This is a genomic window from Rhizobium sp. UGM030330-04 (assembly GCF_003208455.1).
GTDB lineage: Bacteria > Pseudomonadota > Alphaproteobacteria > Rhizobiales > Rhizobiaceae > Agrobacterium > Agrobacterium rhizogenes_A.
The window spans coordinates 183,146-203,049 of record NZ_QKML01000004.1 but is presented as its reverse complement, the minus strand read 5'-3'; the positions used below and the strand labels follow the sequence as shown (position 1 = coordinate 203,049).

Sequence of the window (19,904 nt, the reverse complement as noted above, 5' to 3'; positions counted from 1 at the left end):
GGGCGCTTTCCTGCGCCCGGAATAGGCTTACCAGAACAAACAGTGAAAACGGATGTCGCACAGCAAACCTGGAAGCACGAGGGAGCGAAAGTGAAGGAACAAAAAAGTCTTCGCTTCGACGGGCAGCCACTGCGATGGATCCCACGTTTAAAAGACGGGGAGAGCTTCTATCTCCATTTTTCGGGAGGCATTCGTGCCGCACGCATCCAAGATGATCACTGGGCATTTGAACCTGTTCTAGTTCGAGGGCAGCTAGCCACGTTCGGACCCTTCTCAAGAGAAGAGATCTGGAATATGGCGCGCTCGTTAGGCATCACTCCTATCGCCTTTCAGCACTCTGGATGGAGCAATGGATCCTATTACAGCAAGTGGGTTCCCATCATTCCTGGGAGGTCCAACCACATGTTGGGTGCAGCGGACCTTTGGAGAAACATATCCAGCAGAATCGGCGACGAACGATGCGGACACCGACTGAATTCACTCTCCACACCCAGTCACGAAGATATTGCCGCAATCATAGACGATCAGCAGCCCGACGAGAAATTAGCACAATTTGTCGCCCTCAGTCTTCGAGGGATGGATATCAGCGTCGAACATATCTCCGCTTTCTACTATGAACAGCTAGTAGATCTAATGGCGACGGACCAATTGAATGGAGAGCGTGTTTCCGTGACGCTAGATCAGGTGCTGAACACACACGTTCACTCCTTTTTCATGCATGCCGGAGCTGCTCGGGATTACCTTGCATCGTTTATAGCATTGAGGATTGGAGAAGATCCTGCCAAATTGGATTCGTATAAATTGCTATGCAAGAAACTCAGGTCACGCCACCTAGGTATGGATCCGCTGCTCGCTTACTTGGTGGCGCGCGGTCTCATCAAGGAATCCAAACAGAAGGGGCAATGGGAGACCGGCGGTTGGATGTGGGAACTAACGGACCTGAGAAACACCTTCACCCACAGACGTCCTTATGGCAGTCGTTTCGCAGAGCATTCGGGTATCGCGATCCCTCTATCGCCCGCAGGCCAGCTATATCGCTATAGACGCCCGTTTCAGACCGAAACGGGCGAAGATGTATTGGATCTCGTCATTAAACAATATCAGCGCGTAATCGAGCTATTTCATCATCTTGCAAAGATTTCAGGATTTAACAGCGAGATGATCGTTTTGACCGATGACGACATAGTCGAGGCGCGCATGTCCAGCAGCCAGCGCTGATTTTATGCGACCCCATAGTGATCAGTACTCGCGGTTTGATTACCGGCACCCTACGCGATTGGGAGCAAGGTTCAGTCAACTGAGATCAACCAGCCCGCGCCTACCTGATAGTCATCGGCGTCCATCCCGACGGAACGGCGGCCGCCTCACCCCATAAAATCCACCAGCAACTTCACATTCAGCCCCGCAATCACCACCGCGATCAACCACGCAAAGGCCGAGAGCCAGAGCGGCGAGCGCAGCTCACCCATCTTGGCCTTGTCGGCGGTGAACATCACGAGCGGGAAGACGGCGAAGGAGAGTTGCAGGCTGAGCACCACCTGCGTCAGGATCAGCAGTTCCGCCGTGCCGCTATCGCCATAGAAGACGGTGACGCCGGCGGCGGGGACGATGGCGATGGCGCGGGTGATGAGGCGGCGCAGCCAGGGGGCGAGCCGCATCTTGAGGAAACCTTCCATCACGATCTGGCCGGCTAGTGTTGCCGTGACGGTGGAATTGATGCCGCAGCACAACAGCGCCACGCCGAAGAGCGTCGGCGCAATCGCAAGGCCAAGCAGCGGCGCAAGCAGATTATGCGCTTCACCAAGTTCGGCGACATTGGTCTGCCCCGTCTTGTTGAAGGTCGCCGCCGCGAGGATAAGGATCGAGGCGTTGATGAGGAGCGCGAACATCAGCGCAATGGTGGAATCGAGCGTGGCGAATTTCAGCGCCTCGCGTTTTTCGGCAATTGTTTCACCGATTTCGCGGGTCTGCACGATGCCGGAATGCAGATAGAGATTATGCGGCATGACGGTAGCGCCCAGAATACCGAGCGCCAGATAGAGCATGTCCGGATTGGTGACGATCTCGGTCGTCGGCGCAAAACCGAGGATCACCTGCCCCCAGTCAGGATCAGCCAACGCCACCTGAATGGCGAAACACACGGCGATGACGCCAAGCAGCGTGATGACCAGCGCCTCCACCCAGCGGAAACCGAGCTTCTGCAGATAAAGGATCAGGAATACATCGAGCGCGGTGATGAGAACGCCGAGTTCGAGCGGAATGCCGAAAATGAGGTTGAGGCCGATGGCCGTGCCGATGACCTCGGCGATATCGGTGGCGATGATGGCGATTTCCGCCAGCAGCCACAGCACCATGGCTACGGGTTTTGGATAGGCGTCACGGCAGGCCTGGGCGAGATCGCGTCCGGAGGCAATCGCCAGACGGGCGCAGAGCGATTGCAGCACGATCGCCATGATATTCGAGACCAGCGCAACGGTGAGCAGCGTGTAGCCGAACCTTGAGCCGCCGGCGAGCGATGTCGCCCAGTTTCCCGGATCCATGTAACCGACCGCAACGAGATAGCCGGGGCCGAAAAAAGCCATCGCCCGGCGAAACGTGCCGGCATTCGGCTTGACCCTGATCGAACCGTGCACGTCGGACAGCGACAGGTCGTCGCCATTCCGCCGCCATCCAAAGACAGGCTTGTCCATTCTCTGAACTTTCAAATGGGAGGCAATTTAATGCAATTGCAAATCATTCGCATAAACAGAACAGGCTGGCAAGCGGGCTTTTGGCCCACGCGCCATCACAGGCCATCGCCGGGCGTTTTGCCGGCGGGCCTTGCGGCAGAGGACACCATTTCCCGCGCCAGACAGGCGAGCCATGTCGAAAGCAGCCGGATCAAGCACACGCAGGATGGCCGGAGCGTGCACCATCCCGCAGCAGGCTTCCGTCTGGCGACTGCACCCGCCCATTGACAGTTGCGATGGCGTGCCGTGTACACAGAGGCACGATACACATCAGGCATATTTCAGAAGGAGCAGCCGCGTGAACCTGATCGCCCATGTCGAAATTCCGGTACTTGATATTGAAAGGGCGATGCGTTTTTACGGCGCCGTTTTCGGTGTGAGCTTTGCGGAAGTCGTCACGATCCACGACAATAAAATGGCCTATTTCCCCTTCGTGGAAGGCAAGGACGGCGCAAGCGGCGCGCTCGCCCAGGGTGAGACCTATGTTCCCACCAAAGACGGGGCAATCATCTATCTTGGCGTGAAGGACATTGACGATGTCCTTGAGAGAGCCGTGCGGCAGTGCAGCGAGATTCTGTTTCCCAAAACGCCGGTCGATGACACGCTCTTCGTCGCCGAAATTTCCGACAGCGAAGGAAACCGCATCGCGATCCAGTCCGTCTGATCGACCGGTTGCGTGGCAGGCCGAAGAATGGCCGGAACATCATTCCGGTTTGCGCGCCGCACCCGTGGCGGCGACAGGTTCGGCCACGCAGGCCGCGATCCTCACGGCCTTGTCATCATCCCTGCCCCCGCCAGGGCGGAACAGCCGCGCCATGCCTGCGTTGATCTTCAGGGAAACAACTCAATTCCGGGGAAGTTCATGCGACACGGCAGTAAATTCAGCCTGGTGAACCATCCTAGCCGATGGCCGGAATATATCATGGCGCATCGGCGGCCACGCGACTGGCTGATGACGATCAGCGGTATTGTCCTGCTGTTCGTGGTCGCCGCCGCGGTTGCCATGGGTTATCTCGTCACCAGCCATCCCGGCAAGCCGGAGCCCAATCCCGGCATCGTGGAGGAACAGGCAACGGAAAACGGCGGATAAGCGGCGGGCGGCGCAGAACGCGCCGCTCATCAGCTGAGGCCCGCAAGATGCCCGCTGAACTGCGCCTCGTGCAGGCGGCTGTAATGGCCCTTGGCAGCCAGAAGTTCGGCATGGGCGCCGGTTTCGGCAATGCCTGTCTGGTCCACCACCACGATGCGCGAGGCATCGCGGATCGTCGCCAGCCGGTGGGCGATGACGAGCGTGGTGCGGCCTTTGGCAAGCTCCGTCAGCGATTGCTGGATGGCCCGCTCGGTTTCCGTATCGAGCGCCGAGGTCGCCTCGTCCAGAATGAGGATCGGCGGGTTCTTGAGGAACATGCGGGCGATGGCAAGACGCTGCTTCTGCCCACCCGACAATTTCACACCGCGTTCGCCGATGACAGTATCGAGCCCGAGCGGCATGGCCTCGATGACGCTGTCGAGGCGCGCGCGCCGCGCGGCATCCATGATCTCCCCGTCAGAGGCGCCAAGCCGGCCATATTCGATATTCTCGCGGATCGTGCCGCCAAACAGGAAGACGTCCTGCTGCACGATGCCGATCTGGTTGCGCAGCGACGCAAGTTTCATCTTGCGGATATCGATACCGTCAATGGTGATCGCACCGCTGGTGACATCGTAAAAGCGCGGCAAAAGCGAGCAGAGCGTCGTCTTGCCCGCACCCGAGGGGCCAACAAAGGCGACCGTTTCGCCGGCGCTAATCTTCAGGTCGATATTGGCGAGGACCTGTTTGCCCTCGGCATAACCGAAACCGACATGGCGATATTCGATGCTGCCGGAAAGCGCCGGTGCCTCGATTGCGTCAGGCGCATCGACGATATCAGGCGCCGTGTCCAGAAGTTCGGTGAAGCGGCGGAAACCGGCAATGCCCTTCGGATAGGTCTCGATGACCGAATTGATCTTTTCCACCGGCCGGAAAAACACGCCGACCAGCAGCAGGAAACCGACAAAACCGCCTTCCGTCAGGCCGCCCGTCAGCACGAACCAGGCGCCGCAGATCATCACGATCATCTGCGTCAGACGCATGCTCATGTAGCTGAGCGAGGTGCTGGCCGCCATGATCTTGTACGCATCCAGCTTCGTGCGGCGGTATTTCTGGTTGTCCTTCTCGAACAGCGCGCGCTCGTGGTCCTCGTTGGCGAAGGCCTGCACCACCCGCATGCCACCGACATTTTCCTCGATACGGGCGTTGAAATCCCCGACCCGGCCATAAAGCGCGCGGAAATTCTGCGTCATGCGGCCGCCGTAACGGCTGGTCACCCAGGCGGTAACGGGCACGACGGCGGCGGTGATGAGCGCCAGCGGCACGTTGACCGACAGCATCAAGAGGAATGCGCCGATGAAGGTCATGATGGCGATGAACAGGTCTTCCGGACCGTGGTGGGCCACCTCGCCGATCTCTTCCAGATCCTTGGTCAGCCGCCCGACCAGATGACCGGTCTTCTGGTTATCGAAATAACGGAAGGAGAGTTTTTGCAGGTGATCGAAGGCCAGACGCCGCATGTCCGTTTCGATATTGATGCCGAGCATGTGTCCCCAATAGGTGACCGTCGCCATCAGCCCGGTATTCAACACGTAGATGACGAGCAGCCCCACGGAGGCGGCAAGGATGATCGCCCATTCACCGCCCGGCAAAAGCACGTCGACAAAGGCCTTCACGGCCATCGGAAAACCGAGTTCAAGCACGCCGGACAAAACCGCGCAGGAGAAGTCGAGAATGAAGAGACCCCGATAGGGACGGTAATAGGCGAAGAAACGGCGCAGCATGGCATGACCTGGAGAGGGGGCGCGGCAAAACGCGCGCCGCGGAAAAACGGGAGTTTAATTGTCATATTTCAATGCGCGCGCCAAGACCGATGTTCTATTTTTACCAAAATCGTTCAATAGCTTCCGCAATAAACACACAACGGTAATGTGATCGGATTATATTGCACTTATATGTATCGGTGTGACAGAGTGAATGCAGCCCTTTTGGGGGAGAATGCGAGAAAGAGCCTGCCGTGAGTAACAATGACAGCCGTAAGCCCAGTGGCGAACCGAGATGGCTTGGTCCCGCCAGCCCGACGCGGATCGCCCTGATCCCGCCCATCTCGGCTGCGCGCTGGCTTCTTGTTCTCGTCGCCCTTGCGGGCATTTATTTCTTCCACGGTTTTCTGGTTCCGGTTCTCGCCGCTCTCGTCATCGGTTTTGCCAGCTGGCCGGTCTATACCCGGCTTTTGCGGCAGGTGGGCGGCAACACCACGCTCGGCGCCACCATCGCCATCATCCTCATCCTCGCCTTCCTCGTCGTGCCGATCTTCATCGCCGCCTCCTATACGGCTAGCGAAATCCGCGAATGGTTCGGCTGGGCGGTGCATGTCAACAAGACAGGCGCACCGGTGCCCGACTGGATTGCCGCGCTGCCCGGCGTCGGCCCCTGGCTCGGGGAGCAATGGGTGAAATATATCGGCACGCCGGGTGCCATCGGCGAAGTGATCCAGCTCGTCAGCGGCGCCAATATCGGCAATATCTACCGGGCGATCCTGGCCGCCGGCAACGGTGCCTTCCATCTGGTGCTGACCCTGCTGTTCATGCTGATCGCGCTGTTCTTCGTCTATCGCAACGGCGCCGGCTTCACCCGTCAGGTCGATCTCGTGGGCGAGCGCATCCTGCCGACACGCTGGGAGCGCATTTCCCGCGTCGTGCCTGCCACCATCAGCTCCACCGTGACAGGCATGACGCTGATCGCCATCGGCGAAGGCATCATCCTCGGCATCGCCTACTGGATCGCCGGTGTGCCCTCGCCCGTCACGCTCGGCGTGCTCACCGGCGTCATGGCGCTCATTCCGGGCGGCGCGCCGCTCTCGTTTACGCTTGTGTCGATCTATCTGGTCGCCAGCGGCTCCCCGGCCTACGGCCTGGCGCTGTTCCTCTGGGGTTCGGTCGAACTTTTCATCGTAGACAAGACCATCCGCCCGAAACTCGTCGGCGGACCGATCAAGCTGCCCTTCCTGCCCACCTTTTTCGGTCTCGTCGGCGGCGTCAAGACCATGGGCTTCCTCGGCCTCTTCATCGGCCCGGTGCTGATGGCGCTGCTGGTCGCGATCTGGCGCGAATGGGTACGCGAAGTGGAAATCTCCGCCGCTGCCAGCACCGAGGTTCCACCGCCGCCATCCACGCAGGAAGGCACCGTTGATGAGGTTGCCGCGCTTGAAGACAATAGCGGGGAAACGACGGCGTTGCGGAAAGCGGCGTTTTGATTGGTGAGGCCGGCGGCAGACGCCTCTGCTCCGGCGCCGACACGTAGTCCTCAAACCGCGCATCCGTCATGCTCGGACCTGTCCCGGGCATCTGCCATCGATTGATTCTACGATACGTGATTAGATCCTCGGCACAGGGCCGAGGATGACGTGCAGGATACGGCAAACGCACGCCGCAGGCTTAAAGCACCTTCTCCATGAACAGGCTGAGCGGATCCGGCCTGTAGGGTGCGAAGGCCTCGATCTCCACAAATCCCGCCTTGCGGTAAAGGCCGATCGCTTCCGGCTGGCTGATGCCGGTTTCGAGCCGGATGGCGGAAAGGCCAAGCTCGGCACCGCGCGCGACGAGCGTATCCATGATCAGCTTGCCGATCCGCAAACCCCGCGCATCGGGATCAACGAACATGCGCTTGACCTCCGCCGTGCCATCGCCCGCCTCCACCAGCGCGCCGCAGCCAACCACACGGCCATCATGCCGCGCCACGAAAAACGAGACATTGTCCTGCTCGAGCGCGCCGATATCGACCAGATGATTGCTCTCGGCGGGATAAAGCGAGGCCATATAGGCGTTGGAAAGGTCGATGAGGTGCAGAACCGCTTCCTGCCGGGGTGTTTCAAGCTTGATTTCGATGGCCAATGCGATGCCTGCTTTCTCTCAAAAAATGCGTATTTCGTCGTAATGTCACTGCAATCGCGATAGATGAGTTTCTAGAGCATTATTCCCGACAGAGGCAACACACCCCATGAAAACAGCCCTCGTTCTCATGACCTTCCTTGGCTGCGACGACAGCGCCACCGATTGCCATTACCTCGCCACCTCGCAGCAGCGCTGGACGAGCATCGAACTGTGCGACGCCGTGTCGGAAAAGGAACTGGAACGTTACGCCAACGCGCCCTACCCCGTCGTGGTGGCCGTGTGCCAGACACCGGGTGAGCAGGCCCCGCAGACGGCCGGCGCGCAACCTCCCGCCACGGCACCGGCGACTACACCGCAGGCAACGGCGGCGGTTACGCCGAAGGAAGAGGAAAGCCTCACCAAACAGGCAATCAGCCGCGTTAGCCGTATCCTGCCTTCCACCGAAGGCATAAAGCACCTCCTCGGGACACCGGTGAGGATGGTTGAAAACAGCTATTCCTGGATCGCCAAGCGGTTCGACAAGTGATTGCTGGGAAATGTCACGCCAGCTTTCTTTGCCGCTGCAATGCAGAGGTTTCCTATGAGAGGATGCACCCGCGGAAACCCGGACCTTACGCCGCCTCGACCGTCAGCGCTTCCGCATAATACCGTGCCTTCTGCCGTTCTTCGGCAATGGCGAGCTTGCGCACGGCATGCAGCAGCTCGAACAGTGTCTCGGAACCGTTGACGTCGCGGAAATGCGCCAGCAATTCCGCCGAGACGGAGGCCGCCACATCGGAAAGCTGCGAACGGGCCGCGCGCCGCCACATCAGCGTCGCCTCGATGAAGACATCGACGACATCACCCGAAAGACCGATCGACTGGAACAGGGCCTTCAGCGCGTGCGGCCGCCCGGTCGCCAGAATGGCGCGCACCTTGCGGTCATCGAGACCGGAGAGATTGACCATGGCCGCCGTGAAGAATTCCAGCCGGCCCGAACAGACGGCATGGATGAGCAGCGCCGGCGTCAGTTCCAGCCGCTGGCGCAGATGCTCCACCAGCGCCGGCAGTTCCGGCGCGGAAACGCCGGCGGCGATGAGGATGGTGGCGGAATCCTCCGCCTCGCGGAAAAGATTGTCGGCGCGGTTTTGCGCGATCATCGCGTGAACCAGCGCGGAACCCGCCAGAGCTTCGCTGATGCGGCCCATCAACAGGTGGCGCGCATCGGCGGGCAGTTCGTCGCGGCAAAGCAGGAGGTCGCGTATATCGGCATCGCAGCCATGGCGCTCGGCAATGCGCCGCAGTGAAAACGGCGTGATGAAGGCATCGTCATTTTCGAGCAGGATGATGGTTTCCGGCAGATCGCCGACTTCGGCAAGCGCGGCGCAAACACCGCGCGGCAGGCGCGGCCTTGCGGCGATGAGGGAGCGCGTCAGGCTTTCTCCGCGCCCGGCAAGATCGACCAGATCGGCCTCACCCAGAACCGGCGAACGGGCAATCACCGTGCAGGCGATCTCCGGCTGGTCTTCGGCAAGTGAAACAAGAATGGCACGCGGTGCGTCATGGGCATCCGCCAGCGCCTCGGCAAGCGCCAGCCGCACACGTGGCGAAGGGTCGTCAAGCAGATAGGTCATCGCCATATACGCGGCATCGCGGTTCTCCCGCGCCATGTCGGAATGCAGATAGGCACGGCCGAGAGCATTGGCGGCCTTTGCCCGCTCGGTCGATCCAGCCTTTTCAGACCAGCGAAGAAATGCCTGTACGATCACCTGAGCCTCGAAACACATTCGCAACAATGGATGACGGCATCATCGCCGCCACCATGTATAAAACTCTAGGCGCAAATGGTTTACGTTTGGTTCACCATAAAAATTAACCGCCGCGGAAGAAGGACTATATTTACGGCGCAGTAGAGGGGCGTTGCAGCTGGAATACATCGCTGCCGCCGTCGCAGTAATCCATATAGCCCATGCGCGCCACGGGGCGGGCAAGCCCCATGTCGATGCGACCATCGCGTATGATCGTCTCATCGATATGGATCGCCATGACCTGACCGATCACCATCCAGGACTCCGATGGCTTTCCATCGACGTCCTCAAGCTGCTGTATCTGGGTGACACGGCATTCCAGAACCGCCAGCGCCTCGCCCACGAAGGGCGCATCCACCACCCGGCCATCGACGGCGGTGAGGCCGGCAAGCCGGAACTCGTCGACATCATAGGCAACCGGTGCGGAAGAGGCATTCATGCGGTCGATCAGGTGGCGGCTGACGAGATTGGCGGTGAAGACACCGGTCTCCTCGACATTGCGAAGGCTGTCCTTCCTGCCGCTGGAAGAAAACATGACGAGCTTCGGCCGGTCCGAAATCGCGTTGAAGAAGGAATAGGGCGAGAGGTTCATGGAACCGTCCCTGCCCTTCGAGCCGATCCAGCCGATCGGCCGCGGCGCGACGATGGCCTTGAAAGGATCATGCGGCAGGCCGTGCCGGTTGGTATCGGTGGTATAGAACATCAGATGTCCCCAACCCAGCTGACGACATCGGCCAGCTCCGGGCGCGGCCGCTCCACCGGTGGGAATGTCGTCGAGCCGATGTGAATATAGCCCGCCACCTTCTCTTCCGGGCTGACGCCGGTTTCCGCCAGGAAGGCCGGATCGAAGGCGAGCCATTCCGTCAGCCAGTTTGCGGCAAAACCATTGGCATTGGCCGCGAAGATGACGTTGAGGCACACGGCGCCGGCGGACATGACCTGTTCCCATTCCGGAATCTTGAAATGCGGCTTTGCGGTGCTGATGACAGCGATGACGACGGGTGCGCGGGTAAAGCGCGTCCGTTCCGCTTCCTGCTGCTGCAGGTCGAGCTCGGGGTTCTTCTCAAGCGCGATCCTGAGCGCCGTCTCGCCGAGACGCACCCGCTCCTCACCGCGATAGACCACGAAACGCCAGGGCGCGAGCTTGCCATGGTCGGGCACACGCACGGCAAGACGCAGTATATCCTCGATTTCCGTCTTCGAAGGCCCGGGCTCGCAAAGCTGCAGGGCGGGGGTGGAACGGCGAAGCTTGAGATAATCGAGGAGCTTGATATCGCTTGTCATGATCAAAAATCTTCCATTCTGCTGTCATCGCGAAAATATGGGCCTTGAAATAGCCACGGCATTGGTTTTGAAGTGGTCCGGGAAAATCAAGAAGTCAATCGGTATCGAAAATGTCTGCAATCAAAATCGCGGCACGTCTGACCATTGCATGTGCCGCGCTTGGCCTTTTATCGCAAGCCGCTTTTTCGCAGGATGCCTTTAAAGACTTCAAGCAGCTCGGCGGCACGCCGAAAATGCCGAAACTCAATGCTTTCACCGCCCCGACGGCACCCAATGCCCCGGAAAGCACCGCCCGCGACATCGCCATGGAAGCCAAGCTGACCAGCGAAGGCGAAGCGGTGAAGGAAGGCCTGTCCTGGCGCGTCTTCAGCCCCATCCCCGGTACGGACGGCAAGCTGCCGATGCTGGCAAGTTCGGAGGGCGGTTCGGCGGAATTTCATCTGGTGCCGGGCGAATATTTCGTCAATGTCGCCTTCGGTCGCGCCGGCGTCACCAAGAAACTCAATATCCCGGCCTCCGGCAACGTCCAGAAACAGGTGCTGATTCTCGATGCGGGCGGTTTCGTGCTGAATGCGGTCGCGGGTTCCGACAGGCAGATTTCCGGCAACCAGCTGAAATTTTCCGTTTATTCCTCCGACGCCCGGCCGGATGGGGAACGTGGCCTCGTCATGGCCGATATCAAACCCAACACCATCGTCCGCCTCAATGCCGGCACCTATCACGTGGTTTCCGAATACGGCAACGTCAACGCGGTGGTGCGCGCCGATATCCAGGTTGAAGCCGGCAAACTCACCGAAGCGACCCTGCAGCACCGGGCGGCGCAGATCACCCTGAAACTGGTATCGGAAGAAGGTGGTGAGGCGATTGCCGATACGGCCTGGTCCGTGCTGAACGGCGGCGGCGACGTGGTGAATGAAAGCGTCAGCGCGTTTTCGACCATGGTTCTGGCGGAAGGCGAATATACCGCCATCGCCCGCAACAAGGACAAGGTCTTCCAGCGCAATTTCAAGGTTACGTCAGGCCAGGATTCCGATGTGGAAGTGCTGATGAAGGATCAGGCGCCGGAAGACATGACCGGAGATTTCGAGTAGGCGTCACCTACATCTCATCCGTCATGCCGGACTTGATCCGGCATCCAGCCACGACGCGTCTGCGTCGTGAAGAGGGTCTTTCGCGATCAAGGACTTGATCGCGCTGGACCCCGGATCTAGTCCGGGGTGACGGACGTGACTGCGTCGCCTTTGCCAGTGTAATTACCCGCACACCCCCCACAAACAAAAACGGCCCCCGAAGGGGCCGTAACTGTTATCAGGCAACCTGCTTCTTCGCCGCAAGCTTGCGCTTCACATCCGGCGGCGTCGCCTCGTCCACGAGGCTGGTAATCGCGTCTTCCAGCGACATCGGCGTCTGGTTCTGCGAACCGAGGCGGCGGATGTTGACGGTGCGCTCCTCCGCTTCCTTGCGACCGCAGACGATGATGACCGGAACCTTGGTCACCGAATGCTCACGGATCTTGTAGTTGATCTTCTCGTTGCGGAAGTCGGTTTCCACCGCCATGCCCGCCTCGCGCAGCGCTTCAGCCACTTCACGGCCGTAATCATCCGCATCCGAGGTGATCGTCGCGACCACGACCTGAAGCGGCGCGAACCACAGCGGCATATGGCCGGCGAAGTTCTCGATGAGAATGCCGAGGAAGCGCTCCATCGAGCCGCAGATGGCACGATGGATCATCACCGGCTGCGTCTTTTCGGAGTTCTGGTCGATATAGAAGGCGCCGAAGCGTTCCGGCAGGTTGAAATCCACCTGCGTCGTGCCGCACTGCCATTCGCGGCCGATGGCGTCCTTCAGCGTATATTCGAACTTAGGCCCGTAGAACGCGCCCTCGCCCGGCAGGATGCCGGTCTTGATGCGGCCTTCGGACTGCTCTTCGATGGTCTTCAGAACATCCATCATCACGCTTTCGGCGCGATCCCAGAGATCGTCGGAACCGACGCGCTTTTCCGGGCGCGTGGATAGCTTGACGACGACTTCGCTGAAGCCGAAATCCTCATAGACGGAGAGGATCAGGTCGTTGATGCGCAGGCACTCCGCCGCCATCTGCTCTTCCGTGCAGAAGACATGCGCATCGTCCTGCGTGAAGCCGCGAACGCGCATCAGGCCATGCAGCGCTCCGGAAGCCTCATAACGATGCACAGTGCCGAATTCCGCAAGGCGGACGGGCATTTCGCGGTAAGACTTCAAGCCATGCTTGAAGATCTGAACGTGGCCGGGGCAGTTCATCGGCTTCAGGGCAAAGACGCGCTGATCGGCTTCCTCATCATCGGGATGGGTGAAGGCATGGGCGGATTTCACCGCGAACATGTTTTCCTGATACCAGCCCCAGTGACCGGAGGTTTCCCACAGCGACTTGTCCAGCACCTGCGGCGCATTGACTTCCTGATAGGTATTGGCGAGCCGGCGGCGCATATAGGCCGTCAGCGTCTGGAACATGCGCCAGCCCTTGCCGTGCCAGAAAACGACGCCCGGACCCTCTTCCTGGAAATGGAACAGGTCCATTTCGCGGCCAAGGCGGCGGTGGTCGCGCTTTTCGGCTTCGGCCAGAATATGGAGATAATTGTCCAGCTCTTCCTGCGTCGCCCAGGCGGTGCCGTAGATGCGCGACAGCATCGCATTGTTGCTGTCACCGCGCCAATAGGCTCCGGCCACCTTCATCAGCTTGAAGGCCGTACCGATCTGCCCCGTCGAGGCCATATGCGGGCCGCGGCAGAGATCGAACCAGTCACCCTGATAATAGATCTTCAGGTCCTGGCCTTCCGGAATGGCATCGACCAGCTCGACCTTGTAGTTCTCGCCCTTGGCGGCGAAGACTTCCTTGGCCTTTTCGCGCGACCAGATTTCGCGGGTAAACGGCTTGTTGCGCTGGATGATTTCCTTCATCCGCTTTTCGATCTTCGGCAGATCTTCCGGCGTGAAGGGTTCGTTCTTGGCGAAGTCGTAATAAAAGCCGTTCTCGATGACGGGGCCGATCGTCACCTGCGTACCGGGCCACAGTTCCTGCACGGCTTCCGCCATGACGTGCGCGGCATCGTGGCGGATGAGTTCCAGCGCACGCCCGTCTTCACGCGTGACGATCTCGATTTTGCCATCGGTGATGGTCTCGGACAAATCGCGCACAGTACCGTCAAGCGCAATGGCGACAGCCTTCTTGGCAAGCGATTTGGAAATGGATTCGGCGACCTCGCGGCCGGTCGTACCGGCGGGGTAGCTGCGCACGGATCCATCGGGAAATGTAAGGGAAATGGCTTCAGACATCGTCTAGTGCTCCTGTCCAGTCCCGCCAACGAATGCGGGTGGTGTTGGAATAATGATCTGCCCGCGACAGGCGGACAGGCAGGCTGATAAAGGCTTTTGCCATTGCAGTCAAAGGCGAAGGATAGCTCAGCGAAGCATTTGCGCGAGACCATTGACCGTATTGGCGTTGCGGGTGGTGCCGATACCGAGCCTTTTGGTGGTCAGCACGGACAGCAGCCTGCTCTCGCTCGGCTTGCCGCCAAAATCGATCCATAGACCGCCGCCGGCAAGAGCGATTCTTTCCCTTTCGCGGTATTTCTCCAGCAATTCGAGGACGCCGTTGTCCAGCGGCGCGCGCATCACCCGGACGCAGACATCCGGCGGATTGCCCTGGGCGAAAGGATTGTCCGCCGCCAGTTTCAGCCAGTCGTCACCCGAACGAACGAGAATATCGACATGTTTGCCGAAACGGTGTTCGAAGGCGCGCTCCAGCCTGTCCTCAATCTCACGAACAGATGCCGCCCCGGCGCGAAAAACCAGATTTCCCGTAGCGACCAGGGTTCTGCATTCGGCAAATCCCAGCTCTTCCGCCAATGCCCGCAGATCGGCCATGACGAGCCGCTTGCCGGCACCCAGCACGATGCTGTGCAGCAGGGCCACATAGTCATTCATCGATGCAGGCTCCAGTAACGCCACGGCATCCACCAGCGCCTGCTGCCATCGAGCACTTCCGGCACCGGGTCCAGCCCGCTGGTGCCGCCCGGCCCGCAGCGCGCGACACGAAACAGCGTCATCCATCCGCCGGCCCAAAGCCCGTGTCGGGCAATGGCTTCATAACCATATTCGGAACAGGTCGGAATATGACGGCAGGAATTTCCGACGAAGCCGGAGAGTGTCAATTGATAAAGCCGGATGAAACCAACGCCCAGAAGCCGCCCCGGCGTTTTGGCGAAACTGCCCGTCCAGTTGCGGGATCGACCCGCTTTTGCCGCCGTCTGCTGGTGCCGGCAACCCGGTTCGCCGCACATCGCCTAACCCGCGGCGTTGAGAGCCGGCCGCCCTTCGATCTGGTCGAGCGCATCGACCACCGCTTCGAAGGTCAGCATGGTGGAGGCGTGGCGCGCCTTGAAATCGCGCACCGGCTGAAGCACCCGCATATCCTCGAAACGGCCCGTCGGCCCCTCGCCGTCCTGTTTCAGCATGGCGAGCATGTCTTCCCGCGCCTGCCGGATTTCGCCGCTGGAAGCCCCGATGATGTGGTGCGCCATGATGGAGGCGGAGGCCTGACCGAGCGCACAGGCGCGAACCTCATGCGAAAACGCCGTCACGATGCCGCCTTCGACCTTCAGATAGACCTTGAGCTTCGAACCGCACAGCCGCGAGTGTTTCTCGGCGCTGGCATCGGCATCCTCAAGAACCCCGATAAGCGGAATATTCCCGGCAAAGTCCAGAATGCGATTATTGTAGATGTCATCCATCGTCGGTGCCCGGCGCGCTCAAGAATGTCCAAAAACAGGACAGGTCAGATTTTTCAAACACAGCGTTTGTCGCGGTGAAGCTTTCCTGCCCTTCGTTCTCATTATATGCTAACGAGCTTTCTGGACATCAAGCCGTGATCAAATTAACGGCTCCGATACCGAAATAACAGCATCGGCCTTGCCAAAATGCTGTAAAACAACCAGATAGCAGCAGCTGCGAACAAGAGTTCGCGATGAAAAACGAATTCAGGTGCGGCCTTTACCCGCATCGGGAGAGACGAAATGGATGCGATCGTGAAGAATTTCCCCGGCGCTGGCGCAAAACCCGACGTGGCCGAGGCTCGCCCAAGCCAGGCGGAAGCGGAAGAAGCAGTACGCGTTCTTCTGCGTTGGGCAGGAGAAAACCCTGCCCGCGAAGGCCTTCTGGATACGCCCAAGCGCGTTGCCAAGGCCTACCGTGAGCTTTTCGCCGGTTACGAGCTGAATGTTCAGGACGTGCTGGGCACGACCTTCGAGGAAGTCGGCGGTTATGACGATGTGGTGCTGGTGCGCGACATCCCCTTCTTCTCCCATTGCGAACACCATATGGTGCCGATCGTCGGCAAGGCGCATGTCGCCTATCTTCCGGCCGGCCGCGTGCTTGGTCTGTCGAAGATCGCCCGCGTCGTCGAAATCTTCGGCCGCCGCCTGCAGACGCAGGAAAACATGACCGCGCAGATCGCAAGATCGATCGAGGAAACCTTGAAACCGCGCGGCGTGGCCGTCATGATCGACGCCGAACATATGTGCATGTCCATGCGCGGCGTCAACAAGCAGGGGTCGACGACACTGACCACCAGCTTCACCGGCACGTTCAAGAACGACCCGGCCGAACAGGTACGCTTCATGACCATGGTGCGGAACCGCTAAGCGCCGGACCGAAACGCGCAGGCGCGGTTTTCGGAAATTCCGGTGATCAGATAAATCCTGGAGCGGCGGAATCGATTCCGTTCTTTCGCCGCTCTGATCGTTCCGCCAGCTCAGTTTCCGGGGTTACCATGTCCATTCCCTTTCCATCCGCGCCAGCGGATAAGGAAGTGCTCGAAAACGCAGGCCTTTTTTCACCGAAATTCGATGAACACGGCCTTGTCACCGCCGTGGTGACTGATGCCCGTGACGGCGAATTGCTGATGGTCGCCCATATGAATGCGCAAGCCCTGTCGCTGACGCTGGAAACCGGCATCGCCCACTATTACAGCCGCTCGCGCGGCAAGATCTGGAAGAAGGGCGAAACCTCCGGCAACCTGCAGACGGTGAAGGAATTCCGCACGGATTGCGACCAGGACGCCGTTTGGCTGAAGGTCTCCGTCGCCGGCCACGACGCCACCTGCCACACCGGTCGCCGCTCCTGCTTCTACCGCACGGTGGGGCTTGCCGACGGCGAGGCCGTGACCACGATTACCGACGACACCCGCCATTTCGATCCGGCGACGACCTATTCCGGCACATGAACGGCCGCCTTCCATCGGCCGCACCAATTTGCTACCAATATAGCAGGTTCCGGGGATAAGGGCGGAACCTTGTTGAACTGGCAGGGAGTGCGGTCATGTTGGGATGGGGAAATCGTCACAATCAGCTCGCGGCTGGCAACCCGGAAGACCTTGAGCCACCCGTTGTCGACGCACGTGTCGATACGCGCCGGATCGCGCTGGCGCTCGGTGGCGGCGCCGCCCGCGGCTGGGCGCATATCGGCGTCCTGCGGGCGCTCGACGAGGCCGGAGTGAAGATCGGCATGATTGCCGGAACCTCGATCGGCGCTCTGGTGGGCGGTTGTTATCTCGCCGGCAAGCTTGACGAGCTGGAAGAATTCGCCCGCTCCCTGACGATGCGCCGCATCGCCGGCCTGCTCGATCTGACGATCGGCGGCGGCGGGCTTTTCGGCGGCATGCGCCTTACCAAGCGCATGCAGGAGCATCTGGAAGGCCTGCGCGTCGAAAACCTCGAACACCCCTTCATCGCGGTCGCCACAGAACTGCGCACCGGTCACGAAGTCTGGATTCATCAGGGCGATCTTGTCACGGCCTTGCGCTCATCCTATGCGCTGCCGGGAATTTTTGAGCCCGTGCAATGCAATGGCCGCACCCTGATCGATGGCGCGCTCGTCAATCCCGTGCCGGTTTCGGTCTGCCGGGCCTATGAGCAGGCACTCGTTGTTGCCGTCAACCTCAATTACGATCTTTTCGGCCGCTCCGCCGTGGTCAAACACGCCGCATCCTCGACGGGCGGCTCCGCATCGGCGACGGACAGCACGCCGCGCCCCGGCCTGCCGGGCGTCATGGTACAGGCCTTCAACATCATTCAGGACCGGATTTCGCGCTCCCGTCTCGCCGGCGATCCGCCCGACCTCATGCTGCACCCGCGCATCAACGATATCGGCCTGTCGGAATTCCATCGCGCCAGCGAAGCCATCGACAGGGGATATGAGGAAACGCGCTCCCGCATTCCGGAACTGGAGCGGATGCAGCAGGCCTTCCGGCGCTGAGGAAGTCCTACGTACCCGGAGCCTCTCCAGTTCGTACGTCTTTGTAAATTGAGTTGATCTTACTCAGCACCGCTTCATCGTCTGTATCGATTTCGTAGAACGTACTGTCGATGGCCCGGATTGTCACCCAAGTCTTGTCCGTCTGCGTTTGTTCCGAGCCAACAAACTCACCCCAGATAACCTGCTGCGTATTCTCTGCCAGGGCTGCTAATTCGGAGCCCGAAAGCTGGACATTGTGCCGCGCTAATTCTTCCAGCTGCTCGCCACCTTCACCTGTGGCCTCAAACCATTCGTGCCTGGGTTTGGACGACTTGACGGTCGAAACAACCCAATTTGCTTCGAAAGAGCGAGGCGCCAAAAGCCGCAGCAAGTCCCTCAGATCAAGAGCAAGGACGTGCTGTTTGAGATCGTAAATTCTAAGTGTCGTCATAGTGTTCTCCTTGACGCCAGGAGCCGCATTGGGAGCAGAACTTTGTCAACCCGGCCTAGCACTACTTTGGCAGATTGGGGCAATCCTGATTTGAGATGATCTGCGCTCTCAGTTTTGGGGCGCGATATGGTGGATTGGGATACGGATCTTTCGGCCTTTTTGAAGCCGTTTCTGGAGAAGCTTGGACAGAAGAAGCGACGTCAGATGTGCCCAGTTTATGTGTCGGGGCTGATCGGTCCCGGTGACCGCAAAAGTATCGAACCGATGGCGGACCGGTTCGCTCCAGGCCAGTACGATCGTCTCCATCATTTCATTTCAGATGGACTTTGGGATGCAGCACCCCTTGAGGCCGAGCTTGCGCTGCAGGCGAACAGTATCGTTGGCGCATCCAATGCGTTTCTCGTGATTGATGACACCGGCCTGCCGAAGAAGGGCGACCACTCGGTCGGAGTGGCGCCGCAATACGCCTCGATGCTGGGCAAGAGAGCAAACTGCCAGACGTTGGTGTCGGTGACGCTCGCGCGAGACGAGGTTCCTGTTCCGGTTGGCTTGCGTTTGTTTTTGCCCGAGAGCTGGACCAGCGACACGGAACGGATGGCCAAGGCCGGGGTTCCCGATGCCATGCAGACATCTCGCACGAAGCCGGAGATTGCTCTTGCCGAGATCGATCGGTTGATCGTGACCGGTGTCCGGTTTGGTACAGTGCTGGCTGACGCAGGCTACGGCCTGTCGGCGGCCTTCCGCCAGGGGCTAAGTGGACGTGGCCTCACCTGGGCGGTCGGTATCCCCAAGCATCAGAAGGTCTATCCCCATGATGTCGCATTGATCTTTCCCATCTCCGGTCATGGTCGGCCGCGCAAGCATCCGATCCCCGACATTCTGTCGGTTGCCGCAGAAACGATCCTGACGCACGCAAGCTGGAAGAAGGTCAGTTGGCGGCGTGGCACAAAGGGCCGCCTGACGGCACGCTTTGCAGCATTGCGCGTCCGGATCGCCGACGGCACGCCGCAACGCATTCTTGACAAGGGACAGCAACACATGCCGGGCGAGGAAGCATGGTTGGTTGGCGAATGGAGATCAAACGACGAGCGCAAATACTACCTGTCCAACTTGCCGGCCGATGCGACATTGAAAGCGCTGGCGGCCGCCATCAAGGCGAGATGGGTTTGCGAGCAGGCGCACCAGCAGATGAAAGAGGAGCTTGGTCTCGACCACTTCGAAGGCCGATCATGGCAAGGACTGCACCGACACGCTCTGATGACGATGATCGCCTATGCCTTCCTCCAGCACCGGAGATTGCAGACTGCAGCGCGGGGAAAAAAAGAAGCGACGAATTCGTCGTGGACCACCTGAGCCGACCTTACCAGCTGTGCGTCGAGCGGTCATCAACGCCCTTGCCCTGCCGACAGCACACATCCGATG

The 19,904-nt window shown here is 59.9% G+C and carries 21 protein-coding genes; 10 read left to right on the top strand and 11 right to left on the bottom strand.

What is annotated here, in order from left to right:
* Nucleotides 1-42 precede the first annotated feature (42 nt).
* Nucleotides 43-1,218, top strand: coding sequence for a hypothetical protein (locus N434_RS08035; protein ID WP_110757050.1), 1,176 nt, complete (start codon nucleotides 43-45; stop codon nucleotides 1,216-1,218).
* 146 nt (nucleotides 1,219-1,364) lie between these two features.
* Here N434_RS08035 and N434_RS08030 read toward each other — a convergent pair whose 3' ends face one another.
* A complete protein-coding gene (locus tag N434_RS08030) occupies nucleotides 1,365-2,690 on the bottom strand; it encodes an Nramp family divalent metal transporter (RefSeq protein ID WP_110757048.1) in 1,326 nt (441 codons plus the stop codon).
* Nucleotides 2,691-3,027: 337 nt separating this feature from the next.
* Between N434_RS08030 and N434_RS08025 the strand changes: the two genes are divergently transcribed.
* Nucleotides 3,028-3,393: a VOC family protein gene (locus tag N434_RS08025; RefSeq protein WP_110757045.1), complete on the top strand. Its 366-nt coding sequence runs from the start codon at nucleotides 3,028-3,030 to the stop codon at nucleotides 3,391-3,393.
* 198 nt (nucleotides 3,394-3,591) lie between these two features.
* A complete protein-coding gene (locus tag N434_RS08020; RefSeq protein WP_065115861.1) occupies nucleotides 3,592-3,819 on the top strand; it encodes a hypothetical protein in 228 nt (75 codons plus the stop codon).
* Nucleotides 3,820-3,848: 29 nt separating this feature from the next.
* Here the strand turns inward: N434_RS08020 and N434_RS08015 are convergent, their stop codons facing one another.
* Nucleotides 3,849-5,582 (bottom strand): ABC transporter ATP-binding protein, encoded by a 1,734-nt coding sequence (locus tag N434_RS08015; protein WP_065115862.1) that lies wholly within the window; start codon nucleotides 5,580-5,582, stop codon nucleotides 3,849-3,851.
* Between the two features lie 233 nt (nucleotides 5,583-5,815).
* On the opposite strand from N434_RS08015, the gene N434_RS08010 reads away from it, so the two are divergent.
* On the top strand, nucleotides 5,816-7,054 hold the full coding sequence (locus N434_RS08010) for an AI-2E family transporter (protein WP_110757043.1): 1,239 nt from the start codon (nucleotides 5,816-5,818) through the stop codon (nucleotides 7,052-7,054).
* A gap of 181 nt (nucleotides 7,055-7,235) precedes the next feature.
* On the opposite strand, the gene N434_RS08005 is transcribed toward N434_RS08010, so the two are convergent.
* Complete coding sequence (locus tag N434_RS08005) at nucleotides 7,236-7,691, bottom strand: GNAT family N-acetyltransferase (protein ID WP_110757041.1); 456 nt, start codon at nucleotides 7,689-7,691, stop codon at nucleotides 7,236-7,238.
* A gap of 106 nt (nucleotides 7,692-7,797) precedes the next feature.
* Between N434_RS08005 and N434_RS08000 the strand changes: the two genes are divergently transcribed.
* On the top strand, nucleotides 7,798-8,217 hold the full coding sequence (locus N434_RS08000) for a hypothetical protein (RefSeq protein WP_065115865.1): 420 nt from the start codon (nucleotides 7,798-7,800) through the stop codon (nucleotides 8,215-8,217).
* Nucleotides 8,218-8,302: 85 nt separating this feature from the next.
* Here the strand turns inward: N434_RS08000 and N434_RS07995 are convergent, their stop codons facing one another.
* From N434_RS07995 to N434_RS07985, 3 genes are all read right to left on the bottom strand, one after another.
* Nucleotides 8,303-9,457: a DUF2336 domain-containing protein gene (locus N434_RS07995; RefSeq protein WP_110757039.1), complete on the bottom strand. Its 1,155-nt coding sequence runs from the start codon at nucleotides 9,455-9,457 to the stop codon at nucleotides 8,303-8,305.
* A 112-nt stretch (nucleotides 9,458-9,569) separates the two neighbouring features.
* A complete protein-coding gene (locus tag N434_RS07990; protein ID WP_110757037.1) occupies nucleotides 9,570-10,181 on the bottom strand; it encodes a flavin reductase family protein in 612 nt (203 codons plus the stop codon).
* Nucleotides 10,181-10,762, bottom strand: a complete 582-nt coding sequence (locus N434_RS07985; RefSeq protein WP_110757035.1) for a nitroreductase family protein — start codon at nucleotides 10,760-10,762, stop codon at nucleotides 10,181-10,183. Before N434_RS07985 ends, N434_RS07990 begins: the two co-directional genes overlap by 1 nt.
* Nucleotides 10,763-10,872: 110 nt before the next feature.
* Between N434_RS07985 and N434_RS07980 the strand changes: the two genes are divergently transcribed.
* Nucleotides 10,873-11,853 carry an RgsD C-terminal domain-containing protein gene (locus N434_RS07980; RefSeq protein WP_065115869.1) on the top strand — a complete coding sequence of 327 codons (981 nt, stop codon included), beginning with the start codon at nucleotides 10,873-10,875 and terminating at the stop codon, nucleotides 11,851-11,853.
* A 217-nt stretch (nucleotides 11,854-12,070) separates the two neighbouring features.
* On the opposite strand, the gene thrS is transcribed toward N434_RS07980, so the two are convergent.
* The 4 genes from thrS to N434_RS07960 all read right to left on the bottom strand — a co-directional run bounded on the left by thrS (nucleotide 12,071) and on the right by N434_RS07960 (nucleotide 15,531).
* Nucleotides 12,071-14,074: a threonine--tRNA ligase gene (thrS, locus tag N434_RS07975; RefSeq protein WP_110757034.1), complete on the bottom strand. Its 2,004-nt coding sequence runs from the start codon at nucleotides 14,072-14,074 to the stop codon at nucleotides 12,071-12,073.
* 126 nt (nucleotides 14,075-14,200) lie between these two features.
* Nucleotides 14,201-14,725, bottom strand: a complete 525-nt coding sequence (locus N434_RS07970; protein WP_110757032.1) for a DUF1697 domain-containing protein — start codon at nucleotides 14,723-14,725, stop codon at nucleotides 14,201-14,203.
* A complete protein-coding gene (gene yidD, locus N434_RS07965) occupies nucleotides 14,722-15,081 on the bottom strand; it encodes a membrane protein insertion efficiency factor YidD (protein WP_110757030.1) in 360 nt (119 codons plus the stop codon). Before yidD ends, N434_RS07970 begins: the two co-directional genes overlap by 4 nt.
* A 3-nt stretch (nucleotides 15,082-15,084) precedes the next feature.
* Complete coding sequence (locus N434_RS07960; protein WP_003523393.1) at nucleotides 15,085-15,531, bottom strand: iron-sulfur cluster assembly scaffold protein; 447 nt, start codon at nucleotides 15,529-15,531, stop codon at nucleotides 15,085-15,087.
* A 282-nt stretch (nucleotides 15,532-15,813) separates the two neighbouring features.
* Here N434_RS07960 and folE point away from each other — a divergent pair, with 282 nt between their 5' ends.
* The 3 genes from folE to N434_RS07945 all read left to right on the top strand — a co-directional run bounded on the left by folE (nucleotide 15,814) and on the right by N434_RS07945 (nucleotide 18,052).
* A complete protein-coding gene (gene folE, locus N434_RS07955) occupies nucleotides 15,814-16,440 on the top strand; it encodes a GTP cyclohydrolase I FolE (protein WP_003495569.1) in 627 nt (208 codons plus the stop codon).
* 128 nt (nucleotides 16,441-16,568) lie between these two features.
* Nucleotides 16,569-17,021 carry a phosphoribosyl-AMP cyclohydrolase gene (hisI, locus tag N434_RS07950; protein ID WP_110757028.1) on the top strand — a complete coding sequence of 151 codons (453 nt, stop codon included), beginning with the start codon at nucleotides 16,569-16,571 and terminating at the stop codon, nucleotides 17,019-17,021.
* A 95-nt stretch (nucleotides 17,022-17,116) separates the two neighbouring features.
* Nucleotides 17,117-18,052: a patatin-like phospholipase family protein gene (locus tag N434_RS07945; protein ID WP_110757026.1), complete on the top strand. Its 936-nt coding sequence runs from the start codon at nucleotides 17,117-17,119 to the stop codon at nucleotides 18,050-18,052.
* A gap of 7 nt (nucleotides 18,053-18,059) precedes the next feature.
* Here the strand turns inward: N434_RS07945 and N434_RS07940 are convergent, their stop codons facing one another.
* The gene (locus N434_RS07940; RefSeq protein WP_110757024.1) at nucleotides 18,060-18,482 is read right to left on the bottom strand and encodes a hypothetical protein; all 423 of its coding nucleotides are present in this window, start codon (nucleotides 18,480-18,482) and stop codon (nucleotides 18,060-18,062) included.
* 126 nt (nucleotides 18,483-18,608) lie between these two features.
* Here N434_RS07940 and N434_RS07935 point away from each other — a divergent pair, with 126 nt between their 5' ends.
* A complete protein-coding gene (locus tag N434_RS07935; RefSeq protein WP_110757022.1) occupies nucleotides 18,609-19,835 on the top strand; it encodes an IS701 family transposase in 1,227 nt (408 codons plus the stop codon).
* Nucleotides 19,836-19,904 lie beyond the last annotated feature (69 nt).